We start from the raw sequence: 18,802 nt of genomic DNA on the forward strand, positions 1-18,802 counted from the left end.
TTATGTTTAAACGAGAGAAAGCTCCAAAAAAAACTCGTCAAGGGCGAGTTAAAACCCCTGAACTTATGTTTTTGAATGAATGGGCTGGGCAACAATCGAAGCGTTACCGTCTCGTTCAATTATTAGGGGTTGTGTTCACTGTGGCGATGGTTATGCAGGCTTGGTCGCTTGCTAATGTGTTTTCCGACATGGTGATTCATGGGGCTTTCTCAGTATCGATTTTATGCATCGCGTTGTCTGCTTTGCTTATCCGTGCCTTAGCCAGCTTTGGCCGTGAGCGATTAAGTGCCAGTGCGAGTCGTAGTATTCGCTATTCTCTACGGGAAAAACTGGTGTCGCATTTGACCAAACTTGGGCCTGCGCGCCTGAGAATTGAAGAAGATGCGGCACTGTCTACGCGTGTTTACGAACAAGTAGACGCATTAGACGATTATTACAGCCGCTATAAACCCCAGTTGTTTATGGTGTCGCTGATTCCTTGCGTTATTTTGCTGGCAATGTTGCCAGTGTCTTGGATTGCCTTTGCTATTTTTATGGTCACCGCTCCATTGGTCATATTCTTTATGATCCTTGTGGGCCACAAGGCTGCCCAAGCGAATCGTCGACAATTTAACGTGTTGGCGATGTTATCGAATCAATTTATGGATTTAAACCAAGGCTTGGCTGAACTTAAGCGCCTTGGACGAACAGGGCAAGCGAAAGAACGCTTGTCAGACAGTGCCAGCGCCTATCAAAAAACCACTATGGGTGTATTGCGTTTGGCCTTTTTATCAACCGCAACATTAGAACTCTTCGCTTCCCTTGCGATTGCGATGATTGCCTTATATTTGGGCCTTGGTTTGTTGGAACAGCTACCGTGGTCTAAAGGCGTATCACCCGTTAGTTTGACACAAGCCTTTTTCATCTTGCTGTTAGCGCCAGAGTTTTATTTGCCGCTGCGTCAGCTGGGCAACGACTACCACGCCAAACAAAAAGCCGAAGCGGCGGCGACTGCATTATTAGATATTTTCAATACCTCCTTGTCGCGCTCAGAAGAGCAAGCCAAAGAAGACACTCAAACGGTTAGCAAACCTTCTCACTTATCTGTGGTCAAAACCCATCCAGCCTCCTTGTTAACCTTTTATAAATTAAGTTGGCAAGAGGCTGGGCGTTCTCGCTTAGCACCAATCAGCAACCAAATACGTGTTGGTGAGCGTATCTGGTTAAGCGGCGAATCTGGCGTAGGAAAATCCAGCCTATTACACCTCTTGTTGGGCTTTGAAGAAGGCTATCAGGGAGAGTGTTTTGTTGAAGACAAAGAATTTTCCAGTGTGGACCTGGCTCAATGGCGTGCTCGCTTGGCTTGGTTACCGCAAACTCCTGAGTGGGTGAATGGCTCAATTCGCCAGAATTTATTATTGGGGATTGATCCCCCAACGGACGAGGCTCTGCAAGCAGCACTAACAAAAAGCCAGTGCGATGTCTTTATTGAGGCATTGCCTGATAGCCTAGAGACGAAATTGACAGAGCTCGGTGCAGGTTTATCGGGTGGTCAAATGCAGCGCTTGTCTATTGCCCGTGCTTTATTATCGAAGGCGGATGTTTGGTTACTTGATGAGCCTTGCTCTGGTTTGGACGAAGAGACGGCTACGGCAGTGTTGGATACTTTAAACCTGGCTTCAAAAGGCAAAACACTATTGGTTGTCAGTCACGATACCCATCCTATTGCTTGGGCTGATAGACATTGGACTTTGACACACGGAGGCTTGCATGAGCAACGAATCCAAGCTATCGCTTAAACGTCTTCTATGGGCAAACCCACGAGGATTTGCACTCCCTCTGTTTCTGGGCGTGGTCGCGAGCCTTGCCGGAGTTGCACTGCTAGGTATATCCGGTTGGTTCCTGTCCGCAGCGGGTTTAGCCGGAGTGTTAGGAACCTACAAAGCGTTTAACTACTTTCTACCTGGGGCGCTGGTCCGCTTGATGGCCATTTTGCGCACCGCGGGTCGTTATGGCGAACAAGTGTTTGCTCACGATCACTTATTAGGCTTGCTAAAAACATTGCGCTTGTGGGTGTGGGATCAACGTGTCGCAAAAGACTCAGCGAATTTGCATCAACAAAGTCGTGGAGACTTATTGCAGCGTTTGGTCAGTGACCTAGACCAAATTATTCGTTGGCCCTTGGTGGTATTAATGCCTTGGGTATATGCCACATTGGCGTATTTATCAGTCCTTATACTGGCGTCATTAATATCCACTACTTTGTTATGGCCTATTATTATCGCGGCGGTGATTCATCTTTTGGTCGTACCGTATTTGTGTGGTCATTTTGCTAGCCGTGCTGTTCATGTTGGGCAAATTTTAGGGACACACCGTCGTAGTCGCTTTGTCAGCCTATTCTCGGCGTTGATTACCCTGACCATTCGTGGCCACTGGCAGCAATATGCCGAGCGCCTTAATGAATTAGATACTCGTCAGAAACAGGCAGAGCTGCGTATCCAAAAAGCGATTAGCCTAGGTCGCTTGGCTTCTTACAGTGTGACCATCGCCTTGCTGTGTAGCTTCTTCTTACTTGTTATGCGTTACCAGCCACAAACCAATGGGCTTTCTTTGATCTCCGGTGTGGATGGGGCTTGGCTGGTGGCATTAGTTTTGTCTGTCTTAGCCGTCAACGAATTAGTATTGCCCTTGGCACAATCCTTTGTGGCACAAGGGCAATCGCAAGTGGGCTTACGTCGTATGAATCAGTTGCATACCGATGCTTCTGAGGAAAACATCGCGCTAGGTCTGCCACTTGCCCGTATAAAATCTCTTGAGTTGATCAACTGGCGCGGATACCACGCATCATCTGGTTTAGGGAATAAACCGATTTCGTTAAAAGTCGCAACGCACGAAACCATCTGGTTACGGGGTAACAGCGGGTGTGGTAAATCCACCCTATTGGCATCATTAGCAGGGGACTGTTTGGCCGAAGGGGGAGCTTTGGTCAACGATCAACGGATAGATTTATACGACAACCAAGACTACCAAGCACAAATCAGCTACTTGCCACAAACCCCTTATGTCTTTCAACAAACACTAGCGGCTAACTTGCGATTAGGGGATGAAAATGCCACTGAAGAGTCGTTATGGGAAGTATTGGACGCCGTTGCGTTAGGTGATTGGGCCCGTAGCCTACCAAAAGGCTTGGATACACTATTAGGCGCACAAGGTCGTGACTTATCCGGTGGTCAACGCAAACGCTTGGTCTTGGCGCGTTTATTACTGCGTAATGCCCCCGTATTGTTACTGGATGAACCGTTTGACGGTTTAGACAGTGAGAGTATCCAATGTATTTGTACCTCATTACAGCGTATTTACCGTCCTGAGATATTGGTTTTTATTAGCCATATTAATAGCCCGCTTTCTGAGAAAGCCACTATTATTAACGTTTAACCAGATTGGCTTCCCCTAATTTTAGGGGAAGCTATACCGCTACAGATCGCATCAAAAACGACCCGTAGGTTGGACTTTAGTCCAACAATTATTCCCTCGATGCTCAACTGCCAAGTTCCTTCCCCTTTTTTAAGGGGAAGGCTAGGATGGGGTTGTTCTTTGGGTCTTCCGGTGTATTTGTTTCCACTCAATGACTTTGAGCTGCTCATTTATTCCGCTCTGCTGAGCGGGTAACTTTTGTCAAATGATACAAAAGTAACCAAAAGATCTTTTATCGGGCTTTCAGCCCAAGCGTGTGATCGACATTTTATACATCGTGCTTTATTAGTACGCTCTATAGAGTAAGGCATAGATTGGTTTTGAGGATAGGGAACAGGGCATTTTTAACTGACTCTGAAACGCCATAAGGTCGCGCAACTTCGTTGCGTCGAAGGCGATTTGTAGGTTGGACTTCAGTCCAACAATAGTTACCTCATTGGATTAAGGGGTCGAACACCTTTTCGACCTGATCTAAACTAACTATTCTGATGTGCTTTCGCGAAAAGGGCTTTGACCCGCTAGTCAGTACAGAAGGTGAGGGCAGCTAATCATCAAGTTCCTTCCCCTTTTTTAAGGGGAAGGCTAGGATGGGGTTGTTCTTTGGGTTTTCCGGTGTATTTGTTTCCACTCAATGACTTTGAGCTGCTCGTTTATTCCGCTCTGCTGAGCGGGTAACTTTTGTCAAATGATACAAAAGTAACCAAAAGATCTTTTATCGGGCTTTCAGCCCAAGCGTGTGATCGACATTTTATACATCGTGCTTTATTAGTACGCTCTATAGAGTAAGGCATAGATTGTTTATTTGGTGATGGCTGGCTTGTCAGACACGGACTCTGAAACACCATAGGGTCGCGCAACTTCGTTGCGTCGAAGGCGATTTGTAGGTTGGACTTCAGTCCAACAATAGTTACCTCATTGGATTAAGAGGTCGAACATCTTTTCGACCTGATCCAAGCTAACTATTCTGATGTGCTTTCACGAAAAGGGCTTTGACCCTGCGCTGAATCAAATATCAACATGTTCTAATTGGCACTTATTTGAAAATAGATTAGAGTGTAAACATGGCGTCTAGGAAGACGAAAGCCACATATGTCTCCCCTTCTGATGCACGGTTATTAGACAAAACAAGCGTGCTTGTTTAAGCCGAAGCCTGAACGCTCATTATGATCTATTATTTTATATAAATCATGATGTTAGATGGATTTATCTAAATGGCTAAGACCAGAATAACGCGAACGCCGATTTATTGGATAAACGCGCATGCGTATTATTAAAAATGTTAGGCTCACGGAGACTTGAGTTTGAATCATCAAATACCAAATTCGGTTATCGGAGCAGTAGCTTCTGTAATCGCTGATCACTATTACAGTCACTCCAAGCTTGATACGCTCTTTATGGAAAGTGGAGCGCCTGGAGAAGTGCCTCAGGGCAATTGCGAAAAGAAGTGTAGTAACTGGCTAAAGCGTTGTAACGAAGATCCTAAAACTGATGCGCTAGAAGTTCTGGGCGCTGTGGTTCAAGAGTACATGGATCAGGAGCCTCCCTCTTCACTTTTCGGTGGGGAACTATCAACCAAAGTGACCGAAGGCCAAGCGAGAATTAATGCCGCATTAGCGAAAAATCAATTGGTCTATCGAACCAATGGGTACGTGACGAAAGCAGGCTCAACGCCAATTACTAAAACTCTGGAAGACTATCTCAGATCAGGTGATTTCTCATCCATTGAAAAGGAATTTGAAAGAGCAATTGAGCATATCCAAAGTGATCCTCACGCATCAATAACTGCATCCTGTTCAATTATCGAAGCCACGCTAAAGTTCTACATAGAAAGCTTCGATGATCTAGCTATGCCAAATAAACTTAATGTAATGCCACTGTGGAGCATCGTTCAGCCTAATCTTGCACTGAATACTGATGCCACTCTGGCGGCTGATCAGCACAAAGTGCTTAAAGGTATTTCTTCAATCATTGATGGTGTTGGAGCCTTTAGGTCCCACATTGGCTCTGCTCATGGTCGTGGGTCTAACCCACCAAGTATTGTGGTTGCAGAGGCACGGCTAGTTGTAAATGCTGCACACACTTTGGTGGTCTTCATTATGGAGGTGCTTCATGCCAAAAAAGCCTAACAATCGCAGGCACGGCGACGGCTTTTTCGTTGCGGCTTTGCCTCCACTACAAAGCCGCGCGTGCTGCGGGCGTTATATGCAATCATGATTAGCGACATTGAGAAAAAGCAGATAGATCAAATTCAATATGAAGAAGATATTGAAAAGATCATTTCTATTGCAAAGGAATCAAGTAATCCGTGCTTTCTTCAGCAATACGCTATCGCATACAACTGGGATGATGGAATGGCGTTGCCCAATGCGATTGCAAATAATGAGTATTGTGATTTGGGTACGGCCCTTACTCTTTTTTGGCTAGCAGAAGGAATGAGCTATTACCTAAAAGAAGTTGAGCGTAATGTATACAATAATGACTGGGCCGATTTCTGTGAAATGATTGCCGATAAGCTAAATAGCAGTGTTTATGCTAATGGTCCAGTTAGCTTTAAGCCAGATATAAATAGCCTTACATTACACAAATATAATAAGGCCGGTATACCTTCAGTTCTTTATCAGGAGGTAATCGGTGCAAGCATATAACAAGGCCAAGCAGCATCGCGCACTGCGTGAGCTGGACCTCGCTTCGCTCGGCCGCTATTAGCAGCGTAAGACTCTTTTGTGAGTAGTTTTGATGAAAAAAATATCTTTGAGATTCTATCAGCCGGGTGACGAGTTGGTTTTGTTTGAAGACTATACAGGAGATGCCCATTCTTCGAGATTCCTAGCTAGGGAAGTCCATCAAACTATTGATGAAACCAGATGTATGTTGCTAAAACTGTCTACTGAAGATAGTTTTAGGCGCTATGAGAAGTCAGTGCATATAATCCAGGAAAGTAATACGGGAAAACCGTTGGGGTTAATTACGCTTGTAAGCTTTAATGAGTCGGTTGAACTTCATTTTGGAATATGTAAAACATGTAGACTTCAGGGTATAGCGTCGTTAGCAGTTGGTTGTGCAGTCTCATATATTTTCAACGAACTTAAATGCAAAAGTATATTGTGTTTTCCGGATCGAGATAATGAAGGTGCTAGGAGAGTTCTGGAAGTGTGTGGATTTCAGTGTTTTGGAGAAATAGATCAATTTTATAAGGCTCCTCAAATTAGTGGTGAATTGAGGACTGTTTTAAAATTTGGGCTTCACGTTTAACAAGGTTCTCAAGCCGAATCTTCACCTACGCTTCAAATAGCGCATTGCTTCGCAATCGTGGGCGCTATGCTACACTCTCAGTTCTGCCTGTTTAGCACGGCGTTACGGTGTTATTTTTGAAGGAAATTGGTAGTATGAGCCTCGAATTAAGAAGTATAGACAAAACGAACTTCTATGAGATTTGCCAGTTAAAGGTAGCTCAAAATCAGCTAAATCATGTTGATAGCAATGCTATTTCATTGGCTGAAGCAAACTTTATGAGCTTTCCTTGGTTCAAAGGTATCTATTCTGACAATAATCCAATTGGCTTTGTTTTAGTAAACACAGACACAGTTTCGGATAGATTTGAGCTTTGGCGGTTCATGATCGATAAATCTCAACAGTCAAAGGGTTATGGTCGTCTTGCTATCGATTTATTGAAATCAGCGTTGGTTAATGAATTCGGAATATCGGCTCTATATACAAGTGTTGTCGTAGGATCAGACAGCCCTCAAGGTTTCTACGAAAATTGTGGTTTTGTATCAACAGGTAACTTAGTGGAAGGGCGTGAAATAGAGCTGTGCCTATCTCTTTAACTCCAAACATAACAAGGGTATTTCGGTTCCATTCAGCTTTAGTGTTTACGGTACAATGAGATCTATGGGGTCGAACACCTTTTCGGCCTGATCCAAGCTAATTATTCTGATGTGCTTTCACGAAAAGGGCTTTGACCCCGCTAGTCAGTACAGAAGGTGAGGGAAGCTAATCACCAAGTTCCTTCCCCTTTTTTAAGGGGTAAGGCTAGGATGGGGTTATTTGGTGTTACCGATTTGATGGTATTCCTCTGATTAGCTTGGTTTTGGCGAGTTCAGTTCCGCTCTGCTGAGCGGGTAACTTTTGTCAAATGATACAAAAGTAACCAAAAGATCTTTTATCGGGCTTTCAGCCCAAGCGTGTGATCGACGTTTTATACAACTTACTTTCTCGGTACGCTTTAGGCTGTATGGCATAGATTGGTTTTTAGGATAGGAGACAGGGCATTTTTAACTGACTCTGAAACACCATAGGGTCGCGCAACGTTGTTGCGTCGAAGTCGCTGGTTTGCTTGCCGCTGGTCAATTTTAAGCAGATATCAACATGTTCTAATTGGCACTTATTTGAAAATAGATTAGAGTGTAAACATGGCGTCTAGGAAGACGAAAGCCACATATGTCTCCCCCTCCTGATGCACGGTTATTAGACAAAACAAGCGTGCTTGTTTAAGCCGAAGCCTGAACGCTCATTATGATCTATTATTTTATATAAATCATGATGTTAGCTAAATTTAGCTAAATGGCTAAGACTAGAAAAACACGCACGCCGATTTATTGGATAAATGCGCATGCGTATTATTAAAAATGTTATGCAGGTAGTTAACGAGCTAATTGATTGAATTCGGGAAAGGCATGCGAGAGGGGGTAGGAATCAGCTTTACTCGAGTCACGAGACTGAATGTAATCCAGATTTACTATCATTGTTGAAGTGATTAGAACTACGTACATCAATGTTCTGAAGCATTTGTCTTTAAGTAAATTTCCGGTTTTATCAGTTGTTTTGTTCATGCGCACCTCCTTGGGGTTAATTGGGGGATTGCATTCACTCTCGCTAGTTACCAAACGACCACGCAATGCAATCTCTTGCTGTTGTGTGACCTCGAGAATCGAGTAAAGCTGACTCAAGAGGGCATGCTAACACAATATTGTTGCATTTGTCAATATATTGTGCTAAATCCGCTCAGCGGGTCGGTCCATCCGTGGCTTTTTCGTCGTTTTACTTATGTGCTTATCCCCCAATTAGATGTAATGTAAATGCATAACAAATCAATCAACGTCGCGCCTACGGCGCCGGACGCAGCAAAGCTGCGCCGGTTATTGAGGCGTTAAGTGGCCTACAGGGAAATTGAATGAGTCGTAATAGCCAAGCTAATAGAAAAAAGAAGTTAGCAAATAAAAGAGATAAGCAGAGGGCTTCTAGGGCTAAAGCTAATTCTGAAAAATCCAAGATAGCAACTATCTACTTGGATGAATCTGGAAACACTGGCCATAATATAGTTGATGAAAATCAACCGATTTTCACACTCTCTGGCTGTAAATATTCTAATAGCGAAGCTGAAAAGTTACTTGCACTGACAGGATCAAGATCACCTTTAGAAGCTCATTTCAAAAATTTAAAGCGCCGAAAGTCTGGGCAAGATGGAATTGTAAGGCTAATGAGTCATCGGCTTATCAATAAAGATCACGTGAAAGTAGAGCTTTTTCACAAGAGCTTTATGGTGACTACAAAGATTGTTGACCTCCTAATTGAGCACATGCTTCACCTAAGTGGCCATGATTTATATGTAAATGGAGCAAACATAGGGCTTTCAAATATGTGGTTCTATTGTATGCCTACGTTTTGTGGTCAGGATCGAGTTCAGGCCATGCATGAATCGTTCGTTAATATGATTAAAGAACAGTCCGAAGAATCAATAGGCTCGTTTTATGAGAGTGTAGAGGTTCTTAAAGAACATTCAATTCATGAAGATTTTAAAGAAGACCTTAATTTGATCCTGCTTACTCGGAATTATGTTCATGATGCACTGAACGGAATTGATAAGACATCACTTGACCCATCAATACCAGCATTATTTTCACAATGTGTAAGCTGGGGAGATATTCATCCAAAAGGGTTTCATATCATTCATGATGATTCTCATAGTATTGAAAAACAAAAAGTGATGTTTTCCCATTTTATGGACTGGACCCAAAGCTCTATAGAGCTTGGCTATGACAGACGGAAGTTCAAATTGCCCTTAAGAGGAAAAAGTTTGAAGTTTTCAAGCTCTGAATCGCATCCTCAATTGCAGGTTGCTGACATTGTTGCTAGTTCGATGGCTTATTGGGCAGACGGTGTTGCAAGAGATGAAAAAGAAGACTATTTATTTCTTGAGTTAAACAAGCTGAATTTGGACAAATTAACTACAAATAATAAAATATGGCCAACACAGGATGTTACCCCAAGCGACCTAGGTACGGTCCACGATGGCGGACTAAATGCAGCGAATCATGCTGCATACTTCCTGATGAAGGCAAAAGCTAATGCCGAAATCACCACTTAACAAAGCCAGCCAGAGGGACCAAAAAACCGCCGCTTCGCTCTGGTTTTTCGGCCCCTGCTGGCGGCGTTGATATGACTCCCCACGTCAAGTAGCACACAGCCATTTCTTCTAAATGAATAGACTTTTTGTATTGCTCAAAAGAGATGAGTGAATACATAGGAAGAAGCCAGTAAATTCGTCGGTTATCATGCTAGCCTCGTGGGGAGTCATTATGTCTAGGAAAGAGAAATATTCATGAGTGAAATCAATCTACTAGTATTCATAGAAGTTATGCCGGGTAAGCGTGCTGAGCAGATTGAAGTTTACAAGGCACTTAAACCTCTAGTCGAAGCAGAGCCAGGTTGCCTACGGTACGAGTTGCTTGCCGACTTCAATTAAGAAAGCCAGTACCGTACTCTAAGTCTAATTTATCTGCCATTATGATGAGCTTTAACCATATGAAATTTAGCATATAGCTTTGGCAATATTAGTACAGCAGTATGCACCAAAAATGAGGTTATATGATTCGGCCAGCAAATGTCTCCGATGTAGATGTATTATCAGTGTTAACCTATGAAGCGTGGGAGGGGAGTTTGTTTCCTCTGCTCCATCCAGAAGTGGTCTCTTCGTTGTCTGTCGGTTGGTTTGCTGAGGCATTAAAGGAAGACATAGCTTGTGATGTTGTTTGCGTCGTGGTTTATGAAGAAGATAATGAAATTCTTGGCTATGCCGCTGGCAAGTGTCCCTCCGAGCGTTCTGATTTCGAGATACTGCGATTATATGTTCATCCTAACGCTCAGGGTTTAGGAATTGGTCGTAAATTGTTTTTAGACATGAGAGCTCAATCTATTGCTTTAAATAAATCACAAATGATTGTGTGGACTTTGCTTGGGGCGGCTAATAACCCGTTTTATAGGAGTCTGCTACCTGTTGACATCACGAATAGAGAGATTGCCATCTTTGGCTTTAAATACAGTGGGATAGGGTATATTTATGCGTTATAAACTCTGCTTAGGGTGCTCCTAAGTTTAGATAATCAGTACGACACTATGAGGCCATCAGTGACGTTTGCTAGAGAGTGAGGTGAAGTAGCATGACAATAACATACGAAGAAAATGTCCCGAGTCCGCAGGAATTCTGCGAACTGCGCGTAAAAGCGGGCTTATCAGCCAAGTCTTTAAAGGCGGCCACAGTTGCCCTACCAAATAGCCTGTATGGAATTTCAATACGACAGGGTGGGGATTTGATTGCTATGGGGCGTGTCGTTGGTGATGGTGCCTGTAACTTTGAGATCGTGGATGTGGCCGTTGACCCAAAGCATCAAGGGAAAGGGTTGGGGCGAAAAGTGATGGGGTATATTGATCACTATTTATCATCCGTTGCTTTAGAAGGGTCATATGTTTCAATGATTGCGGATGAACCCGCCTTTTACGAAAAATTGGGATACAAACTTGTTGCTCCCTCTTGTCAGGGCATGACAAAAAAATTCAAACCACACGCATGATTGAATATTAGAAAGCGATAAAAGTGCTTTACGATTTCGTTTCTCTCACGCGTAGTATTTATTCACTCATTTATATTATTTTCCTCGCCATTTAATAAATCTATTGAAGCTATTGTTTATTTCAATCTATTAGATGTTGGCTGATGATAAAGTCAAATATATTGAAAAAATGTGCCATATTTTGATAAAAAAATGATGAGTTTTTATAAAAATAAATGAACTCCCTCTGTGTCATAGAGTCTAAATATTCGAAAATAATGGAGTATATCAACTACTTAAGGTGTGTTTTCACGGTTGATTAAGTCAAATAGAAAAGGTGCCAAATCTTGATAACTTCAGTGAAACCGTCGACGTATACTCGAACTTACTCTATGAAAGCATCCCCCAAAGTGTCATCTATCTATTGGGTGGTCTGCTAATTCTGACGAGTGTCTGACGGCTTTGCTTTGTTAAAGCAAAAAGGTTGTCGGTATAAATAAAAAAACACAGAGGAGCGTTAAATTGAAATATCCTAAATCCATCAGAGCGATACATTGGCTCAGTGCAGCAATTATAATAGGTTTGCTCACTGTTGGTATCTATATGACCCCTTACGATGAAGCAAATGCGGTATTCGAAGATAAATTATATTTTTGGCATAAATCATTCGGGTTGTTGCTTTTTATTATTGTTATAGGGCGTCTTATTTATCGAAGAAAACGCTCTTTACCCGCCTTGCCCAGTGGTATATCAGGTCCTGAAAGAAAATTAGCAAGACTAGCTCACATATTATTCTATATTCTAATGGTTGTTATTCCTATATTGGGATATATTCAATCTAGTAGCTATATATACAGTAATGGGGTCAGTTTTTTCTTCTTTGATTTACCTGAGGTGATACCAAAAAACAACCATATATATGAAATAGCCAATGCACTACACAAATGGCTAGCCTTTGTATTGATAGGTCTTATTGTTGCTCATGTACTAGGGGCATTAAGACATCGATTTTTTGATAAAAACAAAGATAATGATGTATTAGGCAGAATGCTTTAAACACTTTATATCATACTCATAATATCCTATGTCGGTCTTGGATGATGGCTAAGATGGATAATCAAGGAACGTTTCTAAGTATAAAAAGCGGATCAGTCTATCCGCTTTTTTGCTTTTTTATTCTTCGAAAGAAAGAAGTCTACAGCATGCTTGTAGATGTCCTATCATCCTCTTTTTACATGTAAAATTTTATTTTAAAAGAGAGTAAGAAGAGTTGTCTGAAGGGGCGGGTATGATAGGCTTTCTTCTGCTGACTAGAAATATTTAGGAGTTTGATATGAATGAGTCTATATCAGGGCAATGTCATTTTTAATAGGATAGGATCATAATATGAATGTAGAAGTAACCACCCAACCAGATCCATCTGATATTGACGAAATTCGTGCCGGGTTACGTAAGCATAATAGCCCATTTCTGGGGGATGTTTATCATACGGATGTCGCTTGTTATTTGCATGACGAGTACGGAAAAAAATTAGGTGGCTTAGTGGGGGAGATTTGGGGACATTGGCTAATGGTTAAGTTTCTATGGGTCGATGAACACCACTTGAATAAGGGGCTGGGCCGTCAGCTATTAAATAAAGCCGAAGAATTTGCTCGTAGTAAGGGTTGCCAATCCAGTTTTCTTGACACCTTCAGTTTCCAAGCGAAACCATTTTACGAAAAGCAGGGTTATAGTGTACAAATGACGCTAAACAACTTTCCGATTGAAAGTAGGCGCTATTATATGACTAAAGTTCTGTGAGTGGGTGAAAGCCTACCCAGCATAGTTGCAGACTTTTATCTCTGCATTCTGCTAATTACATGGAGGATAAATGAGTATCAGAATTATTGAAGTTGTTGATTACCGAGATGAATGGCCTGATCAATTCAGTCAAGAGAAAGCACTGATTCAATCTGTATTCACGAGTGATAATGTTGAGGCCATTCATCACATTGGTAGCACATCGGTAAAAGGGCTTTGTGCTAAACCAATTATTGATATTCTTATGGAAGTAAAAACCTTGGAAGTGCTAGATGATGAAAGTCATTTAATGGGAGCGATTGGCTATCTTGCAAAAGGCGAATTTGGGATTACAGGTAGGCGCTACTTCCAAAAAGGTGATGTACAGAGAAGTCATCAGGTACATGCTTTTTTGTCTAGTTCGGTCGATGCGAAAAGGCACCTTGCTTTTCGAGATTATTTAATCGCCTTTCCTCATATTGCGTCAGAGTATGCTTCCATTAAGCGAGAAGGTGCGGCAATATGTCAAAATGATGTAGATATTTATTGCGACCACAAAGATAGCTTTGTTAAAGAGCATGAAGCGAAAGCGTTAGATTGGAAATTTGCTTAACGACCCATGCATGAAAGATAAATAGTTTTATTTTTTCTTAAAAACGACCTAAATAAGGAAAGTTTAATGTCAGAGAATCATAATCCATTTCAAGACACTAAATTCAAAGGATTTGAGTTTTCTAAATCAGATATGACTGGTGCTAAGTTTAATGCTGTTGATTTAACTGACTCATCCTATTGGGCCGTTTTAAAAAATGCTCAATTTACTGACTGTGATTTAGAATCTTGTGTGTTTAATGACGTTAATCTAGCCGGTAGTCGCTATGAGAATATCAACTTAAGTCATGCCTCATTTCATAATATAAATATGTCTAGTGTGTCTTTTAGTGGTTTGAATTTAGCAAATACTGAAATAAATGATGCGAACTTGGAAGGCATGAAAATTAACGGGGTGCTTGTTACTGACCTTTTTGAAGCCTATGAAAAAAAGGCGAGTTCAATGAGGGACATGGTTTTAAATAATATTCGTGCAAGGTTTTCTTCAGTATTGGATATTGTTAATTCACTAACCCCAGAGAGTTATACTGCTTATCTTAATGTAGCGAAGAATAAGTCCGTTGGTGACCATATATGGTGTATTGTAGGGGCGAGAGAAAGCTATTCACAGTCGCTGATTGAGGGGCAGTGGGCCGGTTTCTCCTGTTCACTGAACTCAACAGAGAACCAGTCTGAAGCCGTGGAAAAATTAACGGCTTCTGCCGCCGTGTTTGAAAAGGCGATTTCAGACATTGACGATTGGACAAGTGAGCGCGAGGCGTTGTTGTTAAGTCTGCTTGAGCATGAAACCACTCATGAAGGCCAGCTTATTCGTCATCTGTTAGCCTTGGGTGAGTCATTGCCCTCATCTGTCAAATGGGCCTAATTAAGTTGTCAGACTAGGTCTGAGCTAGTACAGACGAGCTAGTACAGTTTAATAAGGCTGTTGTCACTGATCAAAAAGCAGTGTCTGTTGTCGACGCTATAACTTATTTAATTGACTGACAGCATCAACAACTTGCCTTGCTCCTGTCTGTATTTCGCTCATCACGTTGCCTGCTTCGTTGGATAAATCGAGCGCTTTATGCGCTTTCCCCATGCTTTCTTCAATTAGTGATACGGCTTTTTCAGTCAGGAGCTTATTGTCTCCTACAACCTGAATGATTTCTTCTGTTGCAGAGCTTGTTCTAAAAGCTAACTGTCTGACTTCATCAGCCACGACCGCGAAGCCTCGGCCTTGTTCGCCTGCTCGCGCTGCTTCGATGGCTGCATTAAGGGCAAGCAGGTTTGTTTGGTCCGCGATGCCTCGTATGCTCTCTACTAGGCTGGATACTTTGATGGACTGAGTGTTGAGTTCAGCGATACCTTTACTCGCATCCCCCATTTGTGCTGAAAGTTCATCCATCGTCTGGATAGTGGATTCTAAAACGTTCATCCCTTTGAGTGTGTTTTCATCTGTTTTCTTGGATATTTCATAGGCAATTTCAGAGGTTTCTGCGACGGCAAATTCTCTCTTCATTTGTTCCGTGATCACGGTGGCTAATTTGATAACCTTATACAATTGGCCACTGTCATCATGAACGGGATTGTAAGAGGCTTCTAACCAAACAACATTGCCGTTGCTATCTAATCGCTTAAATCGATTAGAAACAAAAGCACCAGAGCGAAGTTGCTGCCAAAAATCATGATATTCCTGAGATTCGGCTTCTTTTGGTTCACAAAATATTCTGTGATGCTTTCCAATCACTTGGCTTTTTGAGTAGCCCATGGTTTTCAGAAAATTGTCGTTAGCGTTTAAGATGATGCCTTCTAAACTGAATTCAATGACGGCACTGGAGCGATGCAGTGCGCTTAAAATGTCTTCCATTTCCTTGGATTGCGAAATGGTTTTGGTTAATTCAGCACTATAGACCTCTAAAATGACAGAATTATCTGCTAGTTTTTTAGGCTGAATGGTCGAACGGTACCACATTTCTTTACCGTGTTTGTTTTTAATCTGCAAAGCACCATGCCAATGTTTCTTCTCACTCATCGCAGACAGCATTTTTTTACAATGCTCTTTTTCTAAGGATTTTTTGAGGATCAGGTCTTTAAGGTTTTTTGTGACGAGTTCATTTTTTTCATAGCCGGTGGAAGCGGTGAATAACGAATTGACGTCTAGGATTTTTCCCTCTTGAGACATGGCGAAAAACAACATTTCCTGCTGAAGGCCATTCTGAGTCTCTTGAAATGAGGCTAACTCTTTTTCTAATTCGGCAATGTGAGCTAATAATTTTTTGCTACCAAACATCCGATTATCCCTTAAATATAGTTTTGTTGTTTTCAGCGTAGTGGATGGTTTCTATGAACACGATACTATTTTTGTAGCAATTAATTAAAATCATAACTGAGGGTCTTCTATAGCGGAGTTTGAGATTTTCGTCTCTTGCTGACCCTTCAGTGGGTTTGATGTTTTGCTTTTGTCATCTTCTGTTTAATCGACAAGTGGGCCGCCATTGTCTTTTAGCATTTTTTGTAAGGTACAAAACACCTCAGATGATTGGCGAACACCGTCGTGTTCATAGCTGTTGGTGAGCCAGACTTGGGTGTTAGCGACTTGTTTAGCGGTTTTTAGCGATAGCTCCCTTGGTACGTACATATCGTTGTAATAGACGGCGGCTACAACGGGCACTTTGTTATTGGCGAGTTTGTCTAGATCATAAAGTGGCGCATAGCTTTTGTATGCTGCTAAGGCGTGAGCAGCCTCTTTAAACGGGCGTAGGGATGTTATTTGATCAAACATCCACGGATACATCATTTCCCCTGTGAACATTAGGGGCGTTTGTGTTGTATCAAATGTGTTATCTTGCTGACGAATCTGCTGTGCTGCCCAGTTTGTGGCCTCGTTTGGGCGGCCATAGATGCTTTCGTGGATCACCGCAAACAATGGGCTTTCGTAGTAGCTGGTTAGGTGCATGACTTGTTCTAAGAAGGTGTCAGAGAGCGTATCTGGGTGACTGCTTGCAAAGGCTTCATCGATCAACCAATGGAACTGATCAATGCCTGGGCCCATCCCTAAACCAATACCGAGAGTTTGAAAACGCTCCACAGTCAGTTGGTCGCCATCGGGCAATAGTACCTTGTCTTTGCAAAGTATTTGAACGATGTTTTCTATGGTATTAGCGTCTTCTGGATAGCGAGTGTAGTAGGCTTGGTTTTTCTCAATGAGTCGCTCTGTTGTCAATTGATAGACCTGCTGAGCATTTTCTTCTAGCCCTGCAAGCCCTCCGGTAATGTAGCAAGCCGCTAAGCCTTCTGGTGCTTTTGATAAGTAAACCAATGTAATAAAGCCGCCGTAACTTTGGCCCAGTGTTTCGAATCGACGACCTGAATAGACAGTTTTTCGTAAGTGTTCGCAGTCTGCTACGATGCTGTCGGCACGAAATTTTAACAAATAATCGCGGCCTTCTTCCGCTGTCATACGGCTGATGAGATGACGGTCTATACGGCTGCTTCGACCTGTGCCTCGTTGGTCTAATAAGATGACTCTATGGGTTTTGAGGGCTTCAATCAGCCAAGGAAGCGAGTCGGGCATGGGGCGAGGGGATTTACCGCCAGGTCCGCCTTGTAAAAATAATAACAGAGGAAGGGCTTTGTTGTGCGCTTGGGTAGAAGCGACCACTTCACGGGCAAACAGGGTAATCGTCGGGGCCTTGTCTGGGGCGTGCCAATCGAGCGGTACTGCTAGTTGATAGTCGGTAATGAGCATCCCTTTCATTTGGTACTGATGTGTTTGCATCTTCTTCATTCCCCTTGTTAGTCAATCGTTCAATAGAAGGATATTATCATAGGTACGATGGTTCTTGATCTCGTTTCCTTAGCGGGGTAATTTTATTGGCTCGAAGATTGGCTTGGTGAAATGTTGTTGTCTTATCCTATTGTTTTACTGTGTGTTTATGGTGCGATGAGTGCGGTGACGTTTTGCTTATATGGATGGGACAAATCCGCCGCGAAAAAGCAGCAGCAACGAACACCAGAAAAGACGTTGCATTGGTTCTCTCTTCTTGGTGGTTGGCCTGGGGCGTTACTTGGACAAAAGGTGTTTCGTCATAAAACCCAAAAGAGACGCTTTCGGGTTGTGTTCTGGCTAACGGTCGTTTTCAATCTGATTATGTTGGCTGGGTTGTGTTTTTTCCTCCAAGAGGGGATAGCGAAAGGTTGGCAAACGCTTGCTTTATGGCTTTGATATTTTTCTAGTAGAACTCGTTGTTTAAGGAGAGAGGATGAAAGGTCGTTGTTTATGCGGTGCGGTTGAGTTTGCCATCTCTGGTGTGCTGCCAAAACTATATCAATGTCATTGTTCTCTGTGTCGTCGGGTGTCTGGCTCTTCTTCTAATGCCGCGATGATTGTTCCAATGGCTCATTTTGTCTGGCAGCAAGGGCAAGATATGATCCGTCAATACTGTATAGAAACGGGGTTTAAATCGCATTTCTGCTCCCAGTGTGGCAGTCCTGTACCCAATATGACAAGAGATAACGAGAGTTATTGGGTTCCTGCCGGATTGTTAGACGACCCTGCAGATACTCAGGTTGCTATGCATGTATATACGGCGTCTAAAGCGAGCTGGGATGGGATGTTAGAAGAAATGAGTCCTCCTAGTTATGAGGCTATGCCACCTGATGGCGAGTTTATGACCTTATTACAGCCTGATAAAAACCTTATAGAAAGGAAAAAGTGATGACCTATCGAATTACCACGGATCTGGACGACATGGACTTTTCTGTGATTTATGGTTTTATCGTCAATAGCTATTGGGCGAAAGGTATTCCTGAGGTGACCTTACGAAAAGCGTTAGAGAACTCACTCTGTTTTGGGGTATTAACTGGTGAGGGAGAGTTGGTGGCTTTTGCTCGCATGATTACTGACCGAGCAACGTTTGCTTATTTAGCGGATGTGTTTGTGTTGGAGTCTTATCGAGGGCTTGGCCTTAGTAAGAAGATGATGTCTGCCATTCTTGCGCATTCGGACTTACAAGGCTTACGACGGATGATGCTCGCTACGAAAGACGCCCATGGCTTATACAAACAGTTTGGTTTTGAAGCGATCGCGGAACCGGATCGTTTAATGCAGTATCTGCGGCCTAATGTGTATCAGGCCGCAGACTAGGTCA

19 protein-coding genes and 1 pseudogene are annotated in these 18,802 nt (G+C 42.6%); 17 read left to right on the forward strand and 3 right to left on the reverse strand.

Translation table 11 applies throughout. From position 1 onward, the window contains the following. The first annotated feature begins 2 nt into the window (after positions 1–2). The 14 genes from cydD to AC0VYI_RS07450 all read left to right on the forward strand — a co-directional run bounded on the left by cydD (position 3) and on the right by AC0VYI_RS07450 (position 14,538). Positions 3–1,778: a thiol reductant ABC exporter subunit CydD gene (gene cydD, locus AC0VYI_RS07385; RefSeq protein ID WP_475448340.1), complete on the forward strand. Its 1,776-nt coding sequence runs from the start codon at positions 3–5 to the stop codon at positions 1,776–1,778. Beyond that, complete coding sequence (locus tag AC0VYI_RS07390; protein ID WP_475448342.1) at positions 1,750–3,414, forward strand: amino acid ABC transporter ATP-binding/permease protein; 1,665 nt, start codon at positions 1,750–1,752, stop codon at positions 3,412–3,414. Before cydD ends, AC0VYI_RS07390 begins: the two co-directional genes overlap by 29 nt. Positions 3,415–4,754: 1,340 nt before the next feature. After that, entirely contained in the window at positions 4,755–5,579 is an 825-nt protein-coding gene (locus tag AC0VYI_RS07395; protein WP_475448344.1) for an abortive infection family protein, read from the forward strand. Between the two features lie 84 nt (positions 5,580–5,663). After that, positions 5,664–6,098: a DUF4274 domain-containing protein gene (locus AC0VYI_RS07400; protein ID WP_475448345.1), complete on the forward strand. Its 435-nt coding sequence runs from the start codon at positions 5,664–5,666 to the stop codon at positions 6,096–6,098. Between the two features lie 91 nt (positions 6,099–6,189). After that, positions 6,190–6,705, forward strand: coding sequence for a GNAT family N-acetyltransferase (locus tag AC0VYI_RS07405; RefSeq protein WP_475448347.1), 516 nt, complete (start codon positions 6,190–6,192; stop codon positions 6,703–6,705). Positions 6,706–6,839: 134 nt separating this feature from the next. Continuing rightward, positions 6,840–7,280 carry a GNAT family N-acetyltransferase gene (locus tag AC0VYI_RS07410; RefSeq protein WP_475448349.1) on the forward strand — a complete coding sequence of 147 codons (441 nt, stop codon included), beginning with the start codon at positions 6,840–6,842 and terminating at the stop codon, positions 7,278–7,280. 1,346 nt (positions 7,281–8,626) lie between these two features. After that, on the forward strand, positions 8,627–9,820 hold the full coding sequence (locus AC0VYI_RS07415; protein WP_475448351.1) for a DUF3800 domain-containing protein: 1,194 nt from the start codon (positions 8,627–8,629) through the stop codon (positions 9,818–9,820). 234 nt (positions 9,821–10,054) lie between these two features. Beyond that, complete coding sequence (locus tag AC0VYI_RS07420) at positions 10,055–10,198, forward strand: putative quinol monooxygenase (RefSeq protein ID WP_475448352.1); 144 nt, start codon at positions 10,055–10,057, stop codon at positions 10,196–10,198. A 122-nt stretch (positions 10,199–10,320) separates the two neighbouring features. Further along, positions 10,321–10,803, forward strand: a complete 483-nt coding sequence (locus AC0VYI_RS07425) for an N-acetyltransferase family protein (RefSeq protein WP_475448354.1) — start codon at positions 10,321–10,323, stop codon at positions 10,801–10,803. Positions 10,804–10,892: 89 nt separating this feature from the next. After that, positions 10,893–11,303, forward strand: a complete 411-nt coding sequence (locus tag AC0VYI_RS07430) for a GNAT family N-acetyltransferase (protein ID WP_475448356.1) — start codon at positions 10,893–10,895, stop codon at positions 11,301–11,303. 501 nt (positions 11,304–11,804) lie between these two features. After that, positions 11,805–12,338 (forward strand): cytochrome b, encoded by a 534-nt coding sequence (locus AC0VYI_RS07435; protein WP_199476158.1) that lies wholly within the window; start codon positions 11,805–11,807, stop codon positions 12,336–12,338. A 330-nt stretch (positions 12,339–12,668) separates the two neighbouring features. After that, on the forward strand, positions 12,669–13,082 hold the full coding sequence (locus AC0VYI_RS07440) for a GNAT family N-acetyltransferase (protein ID WP_199476160.1): 414 nt from the start codon (positions 12,669–12,671) through the stop codon (positions 13,080–13,082). A 70-nt stretch (positions 13,083–13,152) separates the two neighbouring features. Next, positions 13,153–13,674 (forward strand): GrpB family protein, encoded by a 522-nt coding sequence (locus AC0VYI_RS07445; RefSeq protein ID WP_475448358.1) that lies wholly within the window; start codon positions 13,153–13,155, stop codon positions 13,672–13,674. 66 nt (positions 13,675–13,740) lie between these two features. Beyond that, on the forward strand, positions 13,741–14,538 hold the full coding sequence (locus AC0VYI_RS07450; protein ID WP_475448360.1) for a pentapeptide repeat-containing protein: 798 nt from the start codon (positions 13,741–13,743) through the stop codon (positions 14,536–14,538). Between the two features lie 96 nt (positions 14,539–14,634). Here AC0VYI_RS07450 and AC0VYI_RS07455 read toward each other — a convergent pair whose 3' ends face one another. From AC0VYI_RS07455 to AC0VYI_RS07465, 3 genes and pseudogenes are all read right to left on the reverse strand, one after another. After that, complete coding sequence (locus AC0VYI_RS07455; protein WP_418903776.1) at positions 14,635–15,171, reverse strand: methyl-accepting chemotaxis protein; 537 nt, start codon at positions 15,169–15,171, stop codon at positions 14,635–14,637. A 12-nt stretch (positions 15,172–15,183) separates the two neighbouring features. After that, positions 15,184–15,942: pseudogene (locus AC0VYI_RS07460) on the reverse strand (PAS domain S-box protein); the annotation flags it as partial. A 183-nt stretch (positions 15,943–16,125) separates the two neighbouring features. Next, positions 16,126–17,430 (reverse strand): alpha/beta fold hydrolase, encoded by a 1,305-nt coding sequence (locus AC0VYI_RS07465; RefSeq protein WP_475448362.1) that lies wholly within the window; start codon positions 17,428–17,430, stop codon positions 16,126–16,128. Between the two features lie 120 nt (positions 17,431–17,550). Between AC0VYI_RS07465 and AC0VYI_RS07470 the strand changes: the two genes are divergently transcribed. Genes AC0VYI_RS07470 through AC0VYI_RS07480 form a run of 3 tightly spaced genes read left to right on the forward strand, consistent with a single transcriptional unit; the run spans position 17,551 to position 18,798 of the window. After that, a complete protein-coding gene (locus tag AC0VYI_RS07470; RefSeq protein ID WP_475448366.1) occupies positions 17,551–17,877 on the forward strand; it encodes a DUF1294 domain-containing protein in 327 nt (108 codons plus the stop codon). A gap of 37 nt (positions 17,878–17,914) precedes the next feature. Continuing rightward, positions 17,915–18,370 (forward strand): GFA family protein, encoded by a 456-nt coding sequence (locus AC0VYI_RS07475; RefSeq protein WP_475448368.1) that lies wholly within the window; start codon positions 17,915–17,917, stop codon positions 18,368–18,370. Beyond that, positions 18,370–18,798 (forward strand): GNAT family N-acetyltransferase, encoded by a 429-nt coding sequence (locus tag AC0VYI_RS07480; protein WP_475448370.1) that lies wholly within the window; start codon positions 18,370–18,372, stop codon positions 18,796–18,798. The genes AC0VYI_RS07475 and AC0VYI_RS07480 overlap by 1 nt, the downstream gene beginning before the upstream one ends. Positions 18,799–18,802 lie beyond the last annotated feature (4 nt).

It is taken from the genome of Marinomonas sp. 63XJN7_9_ISO-PGPR-S23-217, assembly GCF_056173515.1.